The organism is Bacteroides sp. AM37-9, assembly GCF_003603455.1.
Classification (GTDB): Bacteria; Bacteroidota; Bacteroidia; order Bacteroidales; family Bacteroidaceae; genus Bacteroides; species Bacteroides xylanisolvens.
In genome coordinates, this window is the sequence record NZ_QTNF01000003.1 from 1 (window position 1) to 14,455 (window position 14,455).

Below are 14,455 nucleotides of genomic sequence, written 5' to 3' on the forward strand. Positions count from 1 at the left end.
ATGATATACTGCGTATCGGTGATTTTCATTTCACGCATATACTCCTGCGCAAGCTGTACCATCTTTCCGTCTGTCAATTTGGGCGCATCCACTGCCGAATAACTTAACGCAATATGTCCGACTGGCTTCTTCAAATCGGGATTCATCCCGGTCTGCATACAGAAGCTGCGGATTATATCGCCCCGGCTTTCAGTCAGAACCCCGTCCGCATGAAGCAAAACCGCCTGTTCCTTGCCAAGCACATAGTTCACACAGCCCTTAAAACCGCTTCCCTTTTTTATTTTTCCAATCATCCGACAAATGGTTTATGATTTCAATAATTCTGTTTTTGAGCTTCACCAGTTCCACCGCCACCAGTGCGAAACCTCCGGCATTCGCCCGGTGCGCCAACTGGTTGATGTTGTTGGCTTCCCCTGCCAGTTTGCGGATGGTGTCCGCATCCTGCCTGTTCAACCGGGGTATGACCTCTGCCGAAACAACCGCCTGCCTTACATACTCACTGACACACAACCCGGCTTCCCCGGCTCGCTTTCTGATGGCGTAATACTGCAACTCGGTCAGTTTCGTACTGACAACCCGTTGCTGCTTCTCTATCCGTTTCTTTGCCGGACGTCCCCCCGGCTTGTCCTTTATACTCGTCATGGTTTTTTACGTTTGAATGGTGTCTTAAAAATTGCGACCAACGGGAGAAATTTTCTTTGCGGTGAGCAAAGCAAGGTAGTTTCGGTTTACCGAAACATAACCTTGCTCTCCCTATGAAACCGCCAACCGCTGGCAATCCTGCCGGATTAAATGCCCCTGCCTCTCTTTTGTTTTTGGACGGCACATTGTCCGATTTTCTGCTTTATTTCCTGTACTTGGCTGGCTGCGTTTTTCTGTTCCTGCTTCCTGCCGCACAGGTAATCGTTCAAGTCCGAATACCCTCTGTAATTGTGTGAGAAGTCACGCACACGGTAGGAGTATTCCAATTCGATAGCCCGTGTTGCCTTATACCCTGTCTCATCATTGTCAAGCATACAGTGGATGCGTTCATACGGGGATAGCACGTCAATGGCTTTCGGCACATTGACAGTCGAGTTAAGAATAACATAGTCCTGCCTGTCAAGGTCAGGCATGGTCGGACAGTTCTTCATCCGGAGTGTAAGGAAAGAGAGGTAGTCCATGAATCCCTCGAATACCAGACACTTCTCTCTCGGCTCTCCCTGCTGCCGTATATGGGTGATGTCTTTCGGGGCAATGCAGCCTTTGAAAAAGGAATTGCGAACCTCGTAACCTCCTGCCATGTTCGGGAACCCGATAGCAAAGAACGGCTTCCCGTTATTGGTAAAATGAAGTTCCTTACATTCTCTTTTTGCCAGCTCAATATTGATACCCCGTCCCTGCAAATAACGGAGCAATGCCGGATGAGTTAAGTCCCGGACTTCCAAATGTTGGAAACTTGGTTCTGTCCTACACTGGGGAAAAGAAAAACTGACTGGGCGAACATTCGGGGTCTGCTCTTCTATCCTCTTTAAAAGGTAGGGAAGACTGTCGGAAAAATAAAGTTCCTTTGCCAAGGCGATGATGTTGCCGCCTTTTCCTGCGCCAAAATCATACCAAAGATTGCGGTCTGTATTCACCTTAAAGGACGCTTCGTGTTCCTCTCTTAACGGTGATTTGTACCATAAACCGTTACCCTGCCGCTTGACAGGCGAATAACCTAAACTATGCAGATAATCTGCAATGGATATTTGTTTCACATCTTCGATGTTCATAATATTTTCTTTTTGGGGATTAAAAAATCGTTGAAAAGTGCGCCAGTCCTGTTTAGTCCGTCATATATATACCCGTACCATACTAAACCTGCCTGCTGTCGATACCGGGAAACAGACAGTCCGTTCCGTTTATATATACACCCGGACTAAACCAAACCGACTTTTAATAATGAAAATCGGGATTGTAGCGATAGCCCTTACCCTCTTTCACAATCATGCGCTTGTTCACAAGGAACTTGTTAAGCGACACAAGGACATTGCGTCCACGCTCGTAACCTATACTTGCGTAACCTTGTTTCAATGCCGCTATCACATTGGAATAGCCTTGTACAACCTGCTTGCCGAAACCGTTCTCCAATGCTTCCCGGTGCTGCTGTTCCATCAGCTCTGTAAGCGGAAAGTTCCTGTCTTGCTTGGGTTGTTGGAATACATAACCGTCCATGACTTCGGGCAAAGCGTTGTCATTGATGCGAAATGCGAACGGGTCAAACTCACGGTCACGTATATGCATCGCCTTTACTTCGCTTATATTGCCGTCCTGCGTGCTTTTCGTGATTTGCAGGACGGTTTCAGCTTTGTTGTTCAGCTCTGTACCAATATGTCCTCTTGTGTTATCATCCCCCTTGTTCAAATGCAGTACGGTGTGAATATGCAGGTTATACCCACTTGACCAGCGCATCAAAAGGTTGATTAGGTCGGTCGATTCGCTCGGACTGTTGATGTCGTACATCAAATCACGGATTCCGTCAATGATGAGCAACCCCACATCGGGCATATTCTCCAACATATAGCCAATTATCTGCTTACGTTTGTCGGGGGTCTGCTCCCTTAACACAATGAAAACAAAATCATCCACATCCTTATCGGTCGGCAGTCCGGCAAGGCGCAAAATGCGTTCCATGACCTTATGGCAATGGTACTTGCTCTGCTCGGTATCAACATAGAGAATTTTGCGCTTGTTCGGTGGCAGATATGCCGAATACTTTAGAACCTCGTCATTCTTCAATGCAGCCGCAACAATGGCGGAAATGTTGAATGTCTTTTTGCTCTTGGCTTTGCCTGTGGATGCGCTGAAATTGCCCAATGTGCCGATAGTAGAACCGTTCACCCAAAGAATTTCGGGCGGTACTTCATAAGTGTCCGTCACCTTTAGACGAATGGTTTTCCAAAGGGCTGCAAAATCTTCTTTCGTCATGGCTGTGCCTTGTCCGATTTCCTCTTTCTTCTTGTTTTCCATAGCCATTATTTCTTTAGAGGACGGTTAAGGATATACTTCTGCGCTTCCTGCTCTATCTGCGCCTGCGTCTTCACCGGGTTCTGACGCAACCATGCTTCCAGTTCAGTTTTTTCAAAGTAAAGCATTTTGCCCTGCGGCTTGTAATGGGGTATCAAGTTACCCGAAGTCAGCTTGTACAGGTAACTTTTAGAAAGGTTCAAGAACCTGCTCGCTTCATCGAAGCTAAGCACATTCTTTGAAAGGAACAACATCTTTTCGAGTTCGGAAACTCTTAACTCCAAGTCTTTTTCCATATCGTTTGGGAATTTAGGTGAAACAATATGAAGGTGCGCACCCTCGTCTTTTGTGTTAACGGGGGCAAAGTTAAGAGGTTGAAAATGAAGTCTAATTGACCTTTGTTTGAGCGTTCAATCTATGCTCAACCTTTTTGCAGTTGTTTGATGTATTTGTCTATGATTTCATATCCTTTCGGATAGATGTTCTTCGCCTGGTCTGTCGCACTCGACAAGTCAGTACGTGTAAGCGGTTCTCCTTTTATCTTCTTCAATATCAACTTGTTGTTTGCTATAACTGACTGCCACTCATAAACGATGTAGTTATAACAGCTGAGTTGCATCATTAGGTAAGCCAACAGACGGGTATTATTAACTTTCAATACACCGTCCAACTTACAGTTGAAAAAATCGGTAAGTATTTTGGTGCTGACAGTAGTAGTAAACATATTCGCTTCGTTCACACATTCAGTCAGAAGTTTGATTTCATTGGCTTTCAAAGTGGATTTGAAGGGATTGCTTTTACCCACAATTTTGGCTGGAGTGGTTTCTACACTTTCATCTTTTTCTTTTGGCAAGACTTGTTCTTGGGGGGCAATAGAATCTGTATAGTATTTGCTTTCCTGTTCTTGCAGAAAGTACAAATACTTAGAAAGTACCACAAGGCTAACAATGATGGAAAAATAGGGAAGTCGTTCATCATAGCAAGACGGTTCATGCAAATATGCGTCCATATCAAAATCAGAACAGCGGAAAACGATGTACTTTTTCCTCTCATTAGAGTTTAAGTCCTCAAAATAACCGCTTTCCCACAAAAAATCGGGAACATCCATATCCTGTACAATATCACGCACGACACGGTATTTTTGCTGAATGGCTACTATATTTTCGGTAACACGGAAAATTTCCTGTCGCAAATAATCCTTTAGCTGAGCCTGTGTCAGATATTCACGCTTTAAAAATAGTGCATCAACCTTAGTTTTATAGCCATGCGATACGCAACTATCTAATATCTTCTGTATCTCTCTGAAATTGGTTTCTATATGATTTTCCATAACTGTACCTTATATAAATTTGTTCTCAGATACAAATATAAGGTGGAAATCGCATTTTCCGAGAAAACATCAGCAATAATAAGACAGAAAAGAACGCATAAGAGTTAAGAAATCATAAAGATGAAAGGATGAAAACCACAAAAGTACACTCTATTCTTGTTTTTGTCGCTCAGTACACATTTAGTACGCCTTACAGAAAGAGAAAACCCTGATAATCAGTCGATTATCAGGGTTTATTTGTACCCAGACCCGGGGTCGAACCGGGATGGAAGTGAATCCACTGGTGTTTGAGACCAGCGCGTCTACCGATTCCGCCATCTGGGCGCATACTTGATTTCTCAATTGCGGTGCAAAGATACGACATTATTTTGATTCCACAATAGTTTGGCAAAAAAAAGGAGAAAAAAATAATAAAACATATCTTAAACACTTCTCTATTCAGAGAATAAACCGTACATTAGCAGAAACTTTAAAATAGAGTCACTATCATGACAAACCAGGATAATTATTGCGTGATTATGGGTGGCGGCATTGGAAGCCGCTTCTGGCCGTTTAGCCGCAAAACATTGCCCAAACAATTCTTAGATTTCTTCGGAACGGGCCGTTCACTTTTACAACAGACTTTCGACCGATTCCAAAAGGTTATCCCAACAGAAAATATTTTCATCGTTACCAATGCAATGTATGCGGACTTAGTGAAGGAACAATTGCCCGAAGTGAACGAAGAACAGATTCTGCTGGAACCCGCAAGACGAAATACCGCTCCGTGTATAGCATGGGCCGCTTACCACATCCGGGCACTGAACCCGAACGCCAATATCGTAGTCGCTCCTTCAGACCATTTAATATTAAAAGAGGATGAGTTTCTTGCCGCTATCGAAAAAGGACTTGATTTTGTTTCACGCTCGGAAAAGCTACTGACATTAGGTATTAAACCCAATCGCCCGGAAACAGGGTACGGATATATACAAATAGACGAACCCGCAGGAGAAAACTTCTATAAAGTAAAAACATTCACAGAGAAACCGGAACTGGAATTAGCTAAAGTATTCGTAGAGAGCGGAGAATTTTATTGGAATTCCGGCCTATTTATGTGGAATGTAAATACAATCATCAAAGCAAGTGAAGATTTACTGCCTGAATTAGCTTCCAAACTGGCACCGGGAAAAGATATTTATGCCACCGACAAGGAGAAAGCATTCATCGAAGAAAACTTCCCAGCATGTCCTAATGTATCCATCGACTTCGGCATTATGGAGAAAGCGGATAATGTGTATGTATCATTAGGAGATTTTGGCTGGTCCGATCTTGGAACTTGGGGATCACTTTATGATTTATCGGAAAGAGACCCGGAAGGCAATGTTACGCTGAAGTGCCATTCACTTATATATAATAGTAAAGATAATATGGTAGTACTTCCGAAAGGCAAACTGGCCGTTATCGATGGACTGGAAGGATTTCTGATAGCCGAATCGGACAACGTTCTTTTGATTTGCCGCAAAGATGAAGAACATGCCATCCGTAAATATGTAAACGACGCCCAAATGCAACTGGGCGATGATTTCATTTAATAACACGCAACCTGACGCCGGAGCCAAAACCGGATAAGACCATACAAATAGTGAACGGTGAACAAACCGCATAATTGATTGCAGAGAGTTCACCGTTCACTGTTTATAATCGAAAAACTTTGTGTGTCTTTAAATAATCATGAGTCTCTAAATAATCTCTATTCCCTGCTCCTTGCAAAGTTGCAGTCCCAGATCTTTCAATCTGAACTTCTGAATCTTTCCACTACCCGTCATCGGGAATTCATTCACAAAGAAAATATATTTCGGAATCTTATAACGGGATATCTTATTTCTGCAGAAATCACGTACATCGGCTTCCTGCATTTGTACTCCTTCCTGCAAAATAATAAATGCTCCGACTGCCTCACCATACTTTTTAGAAGGAATACCAGCTACTTGAACATCTTTCACTCCGTCAAGCTTATAAAGAAACTCTTCTATTTCGCGCGGATAAATATTCTCGCCACCACGAATAATCATATCTTTGATACGTCCGGTAATCCGATAATTTCCATCTTCATCCTTAATACCCAAGTCGCCGGAATGCAAGAAGTTGTTTTCATCAAGCACTTCCGCCGTTGCTTCCGGATTCTTATAATATCCTTTCATGGTATTATAACCACGGTTACACATTTCACCTTGTACCCCAACCGGACATTCTTCACCTGTTTCAGGATCAATCACTTTCACCTCCGTAAATTCGAAATCATGTCCTACCGTATTACAACGTACATCGAACGGATCATCAATACGGGTGGCCGTCATACCGGGAGCGGCTTCTGTCAATCCGTAGACACTAGTCACCTTCATATACATTTTCTCTTCTACCTGCTTCATTAGTTCGACAGGACACAGCGAACCCGCCATAATACCTGTACGAAGACAAGACATATCAAAGAGATCGAACATCGGATGATGCAACTCGGCGATAAACATAGTCGGCACACCATAAAGAGCCGTACAACGTTCTTTATGAATAGAGGCCAGCACAACCAACGGGTCGAAACGTTCTACCATCACTTGTGTACAACCATGAGTCAGACAGTTCATGGTAGCCAATACTACCCCAAAACAATGGAACAACGGAACGCAACAACAAAGTTTGTCATCTGCCGTGAACTTCATGTGTTCCCCCGTCAGAAATCCATTATTGGCGATATTATAATGTGTCAGCATCACCCCTTTCGGAAAACCGGTAGTGCCCGACGTATATTGCATATTTACCACATCGTGACAATCCACTTTGCTTTTTAGTTCGTTCAAACGGTCATCTTCCACATTATCTCCCAACAGCAGGATCTCCGTTGTATTATACATACCACGATGTTTTTCCTGACCTACATATACTACATTTCGCATATATGGAAAGCGTTCGCTCTTTAAATGTCCACGCTCACAAGTCTTCAATTCAGGAAGCATCGTGTATGTCATCTGCACAAAATCACTATCCTTCTCACCATTCACAATACAAAGCGTATGCATATCCGAGTTCTGGCAAAGATACTCCAATTCCGATTGCTTGTAGTTCGTATTCACTGTAACATATACCGCACCAATCTTCGCGCAGGCATATAGCAATGTCAACCAATCGGGAACATTAGCCGCCCAGATACCCACATGAGTACCACGTTCCACACCAATGGCAATAAGCCCTTTTGCCATATCATCCACACGACGGTTCAACTGACTCCAGGTAAAACGGAGATTTCGGTCGGAATATACGATATATTCCTTATCGGGAGTCTCTTCAGCCCAGTGTTCCAGCCACTGCCCCAAAGTACGATCAAATAATTGCATGTAATTATACTTAAGTCTTGGTTCCTACTATTTCATTAAATCGGTGTGTAAACTACTGCCAGGATTTTTGCAGCCTGTCCCTCATAAGCATGTACATGATGAGGAACAATGGAATCATAATAAATACTATCACCCTCTTCCAGCAGATAGGTGTTCTTGCCATAGCTGATTTCCATGATACCTTCCATAACCATGATAAACTCTTCTCCTTCATGAGAAGAAAGCACGAAGTCAGTATCTTGCGTCGGCATCACATCGATAATAAACGGTTCCATGTGACGGTCCGCCTTTGACTTGGACAACGAGTGATATTCCATGTGTTTGCGAGAGTGAATCGCATTATTGGAAAAACTGATCGCATCTTTGGCTTCTTTCTTACGGCATACGACCGGTCCGACTTCATCCTGATCATCAAGGAAAGTACCCAGACGTACTCCCAACACACGCGCAATCTTAATCAGCGGTGCGAGAGAAGGTATATCAATGTTATTCTCAATACGTTCAACCTGTTCGATAGCCAAACCTGAACGTTGCGCCAACTCTTCTATGCTTATTGATTTATCTTCGCGGAGGGCTTTAATTTTCTCGCCAACAATCTTACTTGTATCCATTTTGAAAGCATTTTAGTTATCAAAGGTGATAAATTATAATAATTAAGCTGCAAAAATAGCAAAATCTTTAGATGAACACAATTATAACCGAAGAAAATACGACTATCAGGAAGAAAAAGAAGAAACTAAAAAAAAGCCGTTCCTCTATCATGAGGAACGGCTTTAAATCTTTTCGCGACAAGTAGATTACTTACGCAAACCGAGCTCTTTAACAATAGCACGATATCTTTCGATATCTCTTGCTTTCAGGTAGTCGAGTAAGCGACGACGCTTACCTACCAACATTGTTAACGCTCTTTCAGTACTATAATCTTTTCTGTTGAGCTTCATGTGCTCAGTCAGGTGAGAAATACGGTAGGAAAACAATGCCACTTGGGCCTCAGCTGAGCCGGTGTCAGTGTTAGACTTTCCGTACTTTCCGAAGATTTCTTGCTTTTTAGCAGCGTCTAAATACATAATTCTTAGAATTTTAATTGATAAATTATTCTTTTGAGCGTGCAAAGATAGGCATTATCTTTATATCACACAACGATTTACAAGAAAAAATTGCTATCATTGCGCATATTTCTAATCCTATTTTCGTACCTTTGCAGCCAAATAATAGGTATTATATGCAAAATATTCGAAACATTGCAATCATTGCCCATGTTGACCATGGGAAAACAACGCTGGTTGACAAGATGCTATTGGCCGGAAATTTATTCCGCAGCAACCAAAATAGTGGTGAACTTATCCTGGATAACAACGATTTGGAACGTGAACGTGGTATAACGATTCTCTCCAAAAACGTATCCATCAATTACAACGGTACAAAAATTAATATTATTGATACTCCGGGACACAGCGACTTCGGTGGTGAAGTAGAACGTGTATTGAATATGGCCGATGGCTGTATTCTGTTGGTAGATGCCTTCGAAGGTCCGATGCCACAGACTCGTTTCGTACTGCAAAAAGCGCTCGAAATCGGTTTGAAACCCATTGTGGTAGTTAATAAGGTAGATAAACCTAACTGCCGCCCGGAAGAAGTTTACGAGATGGTTTTCGACTTGATGTTCAGCTTGAACGCAACGGAAGATCAGTTGGACTTCCCCGTGATTTACGGTTCCGCCAAAAACAACTGGATGAGCACCGACTGGCAACAACAAACTGACAGCATCACTCCGCTACTGGATTGTATCGTCGAAAACATTCCGGCACCGCAACAGTTGGAAGGTACTCCCCAGATGTTGATTACTTCTCTGGATTATTCTTCTTATACCGGTCGTATTGCCGTAGGTCGCGTACATCGTGGTACATTAAAAGAAGGTATGAATATAACGCTTGTGAAACGTAACGGCGATATGTTCAAGAGCAAAATTAAAGAACTCCATGTTTTCGAAGGTTTAGGCCGTGTGAAAACAAATGAGGTTTCTTCCGGTGACATCTGCGCGCTGGTAGGTATTGACGGATTCGAGATTGGAGATACAGTTTGTGATTTCGAAAGTCCGGAAGCACTGCCACCCATCGCAATTGACGAACCGACCATGAGTATGTTGTTTGCTATCAACGATTCTCCTTTCTTCGGTAAGGATGGTAAGTTTGTGACTTCACGCCACATCCACGACCGTCTGATGAAGGAACTCGACAAGAACCTGGCCCTCCGCGTAAGAAAGAGTGAAGAAGACGGTAAATGGATTGTTTCCGGCCGTGGTGTACTCCACCTTTCTGTATTGATTGAAACAATGCGCCGCGAGGGATATGAATTGCAGGTAGGTCAGCCACAGGTTATCTTCAGAGAAATCGACGGTGTGAAATGCGAACCGATTGAAGAGTTGACCATCAACGTACCGGAAGAATATTCCAGCAAGATTATTGATATGGTTACCCGCCGTAAAGGTGAAATGGTAAAGATGGAAAATACAGGCGAACGCATCAATCTTGAATTCAATATGCCTTCACGCGGTATCATCGGTTTGCGTACCAATGTACTGACGGCTTCTGCCGGTGAAGCCATTATGGCACACCGTTTCAAAGAATATCAGCCGCACAAAGGAGAAATTGAACGTCGTACCAATGGTTCTATGATTGCTATGGAAAGCGGAACAGCTTTTGCTTACGCCATCGACAAATTACAGGATCGCGGTAAGTTCTTTATTTTCCCGCAGGACGAAGTCTATGCAGGACAAGTAGTAGGCGAGCACTCTCACGACAACGACTTGGTTATCAACGTAACCAAATCGAAGAAGCTGACGAATATGCGTGCTTCCGGTTCGGATGACAAAGTACGTCTGATTCCGCCTATCCAGTTCTCACTTGAAGAGGCACTGGAATATATTAAGGAAGACGAATATGTAGAAGTTACTCCAAAGGCAATGCGTATGCGTAAAGTGATTTTGGACGAAATCGAACGTAAACGTGCCAACAAGAACTAACCATTCTTTCATTATATTATAATAGAAATCCCGGTGAAACGCAGTGTTTTACCGGGATTTTATTTTTTTCTGCAGTATGGCACGTATTACTAATACAACAACAATCCTACCACACCCGCCAGACAAATCAACAGGATAGGGTGAAGATTCCATTTCCATGTAACCAAAAAGGCTGCCGCAAAAATACCGATACTTTTATAGTCCATAAAATTTTCTCTATTCATCATAAGTAATGCAGCCGAAGCAATCAGAGCAACCGACATAGGTAGCAGTCCGGACATAGCCGCCTTAATATACTTGTTATCCTTACACTTCGCAAAGAAATAAGAAATGAGCAACACCAGAATAAAAGAAGGTAAACAAACCGCTACCGTAGCTAGCACCGCTCCCCACACGCTTTGCGTTACCGCATACCCTACATAAGTAGCACTATTGATACCAATCGGCCCCGGAGTCATTTGCGAAATCGCCACCACATCCGTAAACTGTTGGGGAGTCAGCCAATGATGAATATCCACTATCTCATGTTGAATAAGGGAAAGCATCGCATATCCACCTCCAAAACCGAACATACCTATTTTAAGATACACCCAAAGTAACTGCAAATATATCATACCTCTTTATTCATTATTTTTTCTTTCAACCACAATGTATATACCAATCCTCCCAGAATTCCTGCCAATACAATATAAATAGGAGACAGTCCAAACTGCCAAATCAAAAGAGTAGCTATGGCAGGAGCAACCAACTGAAGGTATTTCAGTTTCAGAGCTCTTACAGCAGAAATACAAGGAAACAAAATCAACGCTACCACGGCAGGACGTATTCCATTAAAGATGCGAATCATCACCTCATTATCTTGAAACCGTGCAAAAAACATGGCTATCAGCATCATAATAACAAAGGAGGGAAGAATCGTAGCCAAAGCACATACCAGGCTCCCGCCCACTTTATACAACTTATATCCTACAAAAATAGAAATATTCACAGCAAATACACCCGGTAGTGACTGCGTCAAGGCAAACATCTCCATGAATTCTTCCTTACTCATCCACTGTTTGGCAACGATCTCCCGTTCAATTAACGGAATCATGGCATAACCGCCACCAATAGTAAACATTCCAATCTTCGCAAACGTCACGAACAATTTCAAATACTCTAATACCATTCCTACTTTCTAATTTTCCGATATTTTCTATTTACTGTCTAATAAGTCCTTTAGTCACATCATATTCAACCCGATAGCTACGCCCCTTCACTGTTTTAAAAGAAAGAGTCTTATCAGCATACTTTATCACACAGTTTCCTCCCGCATTGGAATGAACCACAGCTTCTTTCAGCTGATTATTCTCCCAAACCATAGCCACTTCAAAATTCCCCTTTGCACAGATACCACTGACAGAGCCTTCCTTCCATGCATCCGGCAAAGCAGGCAGCAACTGAATAAAACCCATATGACTTTGAAGCAACATCTCGGTAATACCGGCTGTTCCGCCAAAGTTTCCGTCAATCTGGAAAGGCGAATGTGTATCCCACAAATTATCCAGCGTACCGTTCTTCAACAAATTGCCAAACAAGGTATAAGCATGATTACCATCATGCAAACGCGCCCATTGATTCAACTTCCAGCCCATGCTCCAACCGGTAGCCCCGTCACCACGATGCACCAGTACTACTTTAGCGGCTTTCGCCAGTTCGGGAGTGGTGACCGGAGAAACCGTATGCCCAGGATGCAGTCCGAACAAATGATTCACATGCCGATGCTCGTCTTTCGGATCATCAATATCTACCGACCATTCCATCAACTGACCATACCGCCCTATTTTATAAGGAACGAGATTGGCAAGCACATGCTCCCACTGCTTACGTTCTTTCTTATCTACGCCCAACACTTTACTCGCCTCGATTGCATCCAGCAAAATCTCACGTACAACGGCATGTACAAAGGTAGCACCCTGATCGATAGGGCCATGCTCCGGCGAAGTAGATGGAGCAGCCGTATATGTTCCATCCGGTTTATGCCACAAATAATCGACAGCAAAGTCCGCACTACTTTTTATCAACTCATACCCCGTTTCTTTCAGGAATTTCAGATCTCTTGTATAATCATAATACTCCCAAATATGAGTAGCCAACCAGGGACCTGCCATAGGATTGAAGTTCCACGACATATCCTGACTTTCCAACGGAGTGGTAAATCCGAATATATTGCCAGAAATAGATGCCGTCCATCCTCTGGCACCGAAATAAGATTTCGCGGTCTTTTCACCTGGTTTTACCAGCGTACGAATGAAATCGACCAATGGAAGCATACATTCATTCAGGTTGGTGGAGCAAGCTGGCCAATAATTCATCTGAATATTGATATTATTATGATAGTCCACACGCCACGGTCCATCGACATTATTATGCCAGATACCCTGCAAATTCGCCGGCATATTGCCCGGACGGGAACTTGAAATCAACAGATAGCGGCCGAATTGAAAATATAATTCTTCCAGATCATAATCCGGCTGTCCTGCCCGGTAGTTTTTCAAGCGCTGGGGAGTCGGCAGATTTCTTCCCTTGATCGCCGGATTCAGGTTCAATTTAACCCGGTTGAACAAAGCAGCATAATCATTGTAATGCTGACTAAACAAAGCAGTATACCCCTGTGACACTGCGTTATTCATCCATTCCTTGGTTGTTTCTTCCGGCTTGACACCCACATACGTCTTCGGATCTTTAAAATCCGGATCAAAGTTAGGTTTATAATCAGTATCAGCCGTAATATAAAACACAACTTCATCCGCACCTTTCACCGTCAGTTTTCCATCTGCATTAGACAAGGTTCCGCCTTTTGTTTCTGCCTGAATACGAACGACATATTTCATTCCGTTATTGTCCAGAGATGCGGAATACACTAACCCTTTATTACTGTCAGAAGCCATATTCCCGGTAGACACCGGATTAGGCGCATAACTAAAAACCAAGTTTTGTTTACCCGGTTGATCCGCACTGAAACGCATCACCATCACATTGGCAGGATAAGAAATGAAATAATTGCGCTGATAAGCCACATAATCCTTTTTAAACTGAACAACTGCCATTGCAGAGTCCAAAGAAAGAATACGTTTATAGTCACTCATTCCTATAATATTCAATCCTGTTTCTACATAAAACTCTCCCATGGTAGTAAAACTGCCGAAACGGAAAGGTGTTTCTCCGTCAGCATCATAAGACACCTCACTGTTGAAGTTTTGACGTGTCAGCATTTCAGCCTTTTCCTGATTTCCTTCCATAAATGCCTGACGTATTTCATCCAAAAGATGAGCCGACTGTTTATTGACATTCCAATAATAGTCCGCCCCTTTCGCCGTATTCGGGCCGCCACGCCAAAGCGTTTTTTCGTTAAAGGTAATACGTTCAGCTTCCACCGACCCCATGATATTCGCACCTAAACTACCATTCCCTATCGGTAATGATTGCGATTCCCAAGCAGGATCCGGATTATGACCTGCATTTCCTGCTGTTTCCGGTTTATCACCACCTTTCCACAGTTCCGGTCTTCCCCCATACCACACGGCATACCCCTGCAAAGTATTGGGAGTATCAAACCAGATGGAAAGTCCTTGGGTATAATCAGTTTCACCTGCGTAAAGTCCGGAGACAAAAAACAAGGAGTAGATAAGAAAGAAATAGAGTTTCTTCATGGTTGTCGCATTATTATTCAAGATTATTCTCTCGTATATAGTTTGTACAAAAGTA

14 protein-coding genes and 1 tRNA gene are annotated in these 14,455 nt (G+C 43.0%); 2 read left to right on the forward strand and 13 right to left on the reverse strand.

Features of this window, described 5'->3' with window-relative positions; genetic code table 11:
- From DW862_RS02690 to DW862_RS02720, 7 genes are all read right to left on the reverse strand, one after another.
- A partial coding sequence (locus DW862_RS02690; protein ID WP_243636443.1) for a relaxase/mobilization nuclease domain-containing protein occupies positions 1-293 on the reverse strand: 293 nt, incomplete at its 3' end.
- Positions 259-642, reverse strand: coding sequence for a MobC family plasmid mobilization relaxosome protein (locus DW862_RS02695; protein ID WP_117462329.1), 384 nt, complete (start codon positions 640-642; stop codon positions 259-261). The genes DW862_RS02695 and DW862_RS02690, both read right to left, overlap by 35 nt.
- 146 nt (positions 643-788) lie before the next feature.
- The gene (locus DW862_RS02700) at positions 789-1,754 is read right to left on the reverse strand and encodes a toprim domain-containing protein (protein WP_117462330.1); all 966 of its coding nucleotides are present in this window, start codon (positions 1,752-1,754) and stop codon (positions 789-791) included.
- A 163-nt stretch (positions 1,755-1,917) separates the two neighbouring features.
- Positions 1,918-2,991 (reverse strand): AAA family ATPase, encoded by a 1,074-nt coding sequence (locus DW862_RS02705; RefSeq protein WP_117462411.1) that lies wholly within the window; start codon positions 2,989-2,991, stop codon positions 1,918-1,920.
- A gap of 5 nt (positions 2,992-2,996) precedes the next feature.
- Positions 2,997-3,284, reverse strand: coding sequence for a helix-turn-helix domain-containing protein (locus DW862_RS02710; protein WP_016660812.1), 288 nt, complete (start codon positions 3,282-3,284; stop codon positions 2,997-2,999).
- Positions 3,285-3,409: 125 nt separating this feature from the next.
- Positions 3,410-4,318 carry a hypothetical protein gene (locus DW862_RS02715; protein WP_117462331.1) on the reverse strand — a complete coding sequence of 303 codons (909 nt, stop codon included), beginning with the start codon at positions 4,316-4,318 and terminating at the stop codon, positions 3,410-3,412.
- A gap of 240 nt (positions 4,319-4,558) precedes the next feature.
- Positions 4,559-4,642, reverse strand: a tRNA-Leu gene (locus DW862_RS02720).
- A gap of 164 nt (positions 4,643-4,806) precedes the next feature.
- On the opposite strand from DW862_RS02720, the gene DW862_RS02725 reads away from it, so the two are divergent.
- Positions 4,807-5,889 (forward strand): mannose-1-phosphate guanylyltransferase, encoded by a 1,083-nt coding sequence (locus tag DW862_RS02725; protein ID WP_004310696.1) that lies wholly within the window; start codon positions 4,807-4,809, stop codon positions 5,887-5,889.
- 147 nt (positions 5,890-6,036) lie between these two features.
- On the opposite strand, the gene DW862_RS02730 is transcribed toward DW862_RS02725, so the two are convergent.
- The 3 genes from DW862_RS02730 to rpsO form a co-directional block, all read right to left on the reverse strand.
- Positions 6,037-7,686 carry an AMP-binding protein gene (locus DW862_RS02730; RefSeq protein WP_087322220.1) on the reverse strand — a complete coding sequence of 550 codons (1,650 nt, stop codon included), beginning with the start codon at positions 7,684-7,686 and terminating at the stop codon, positions 6,037-6,039.
- A gap of 35 nt (positions 7,687-7,721) precedes the next feature.
- Positions 7,722-8,297, reverse strand: coding sequence for a helix-turn-helix domain-containing protein (locus tag DW862_RS02735; RefSeq protein ID WP_009038953.1), 576 nt, complete (start codon positions 8,295-8,297; stop codon positions 7,722-7,724).
- 186 nt (positions 8,298-8,483) lie between these two features.
- A complete protein-coding gene (rpsO, locus tag DW862_RS02740) occupies positions 8,484-8,753 on the reverse strand; it encodes a 30S ribosomal protein S15 (protein WP_004296393.1) in 270 nt (89 codons plus the stop codon).
- Between the two features lie 155 nt (positions 8,754-8,908).
- On the opposite strand from rpsO, the gene typA reads away from it, so the two are divergent.
- Positions 8,909-10,708 carry a translational GTPase TypA gene (gene typA, locus DW862_RS02745; protein WP_004317549.1) on the forward strand — a complete coding sequence of 600 codons (1,800 nt, stop codon included), beginning with the start codon at positions 8,909-8,911 and terminating at the stop codon, positions 10,706-10,708.
- Between the two features lie 89 nt (positions 10,709-10,797).
- Here typA and DW862_RS02750 read toward each other — a convergent pair whose 3' ends face one another.
- The 3 genes from DW862_RS02750 to DW862_RS02760 are packed head-to-tail and all read right to left on the reverse strand — an operon-like array spanning position 10,798 to position 14,400.
- Positions 10,798-11,322, reverse strand: coding sequence for a chromate transporter (locus tag DW862_RS02750; protein WP_004317547.1), 525 nt, complete (start codon positions 11,320-11,322; stop codon positions 10,798-10,800).
- Positions 11,319-11,876, reverse strand: a complete 558-nt coding sequence (locus tag DW862_RS02755) for a chromate transporter (protein ID WP_004317546.1) — start codon at positions 11,874-11,876, stop codon at positions 11,319-11,321. The genes DW862_RS02750 and DW862_RS02755 overlap by 4 nt, the downstream gene beginning before the upstream one ends.
- 31 nt (positions 11,877-11,907) lie before the next feature.
- A complete protein-coding gene (locus tag DW862_RS02760; protein WP_118408212.1) occupies positions 11,908-14,400 on the reverse strand; it encodes a glycoside hydrolase N-terminal domain-containing protein in 2,493 nt (830 codons plus the stop codon).
- Positions 14,401-14,455: the final 55 nt, after the last annotated feature.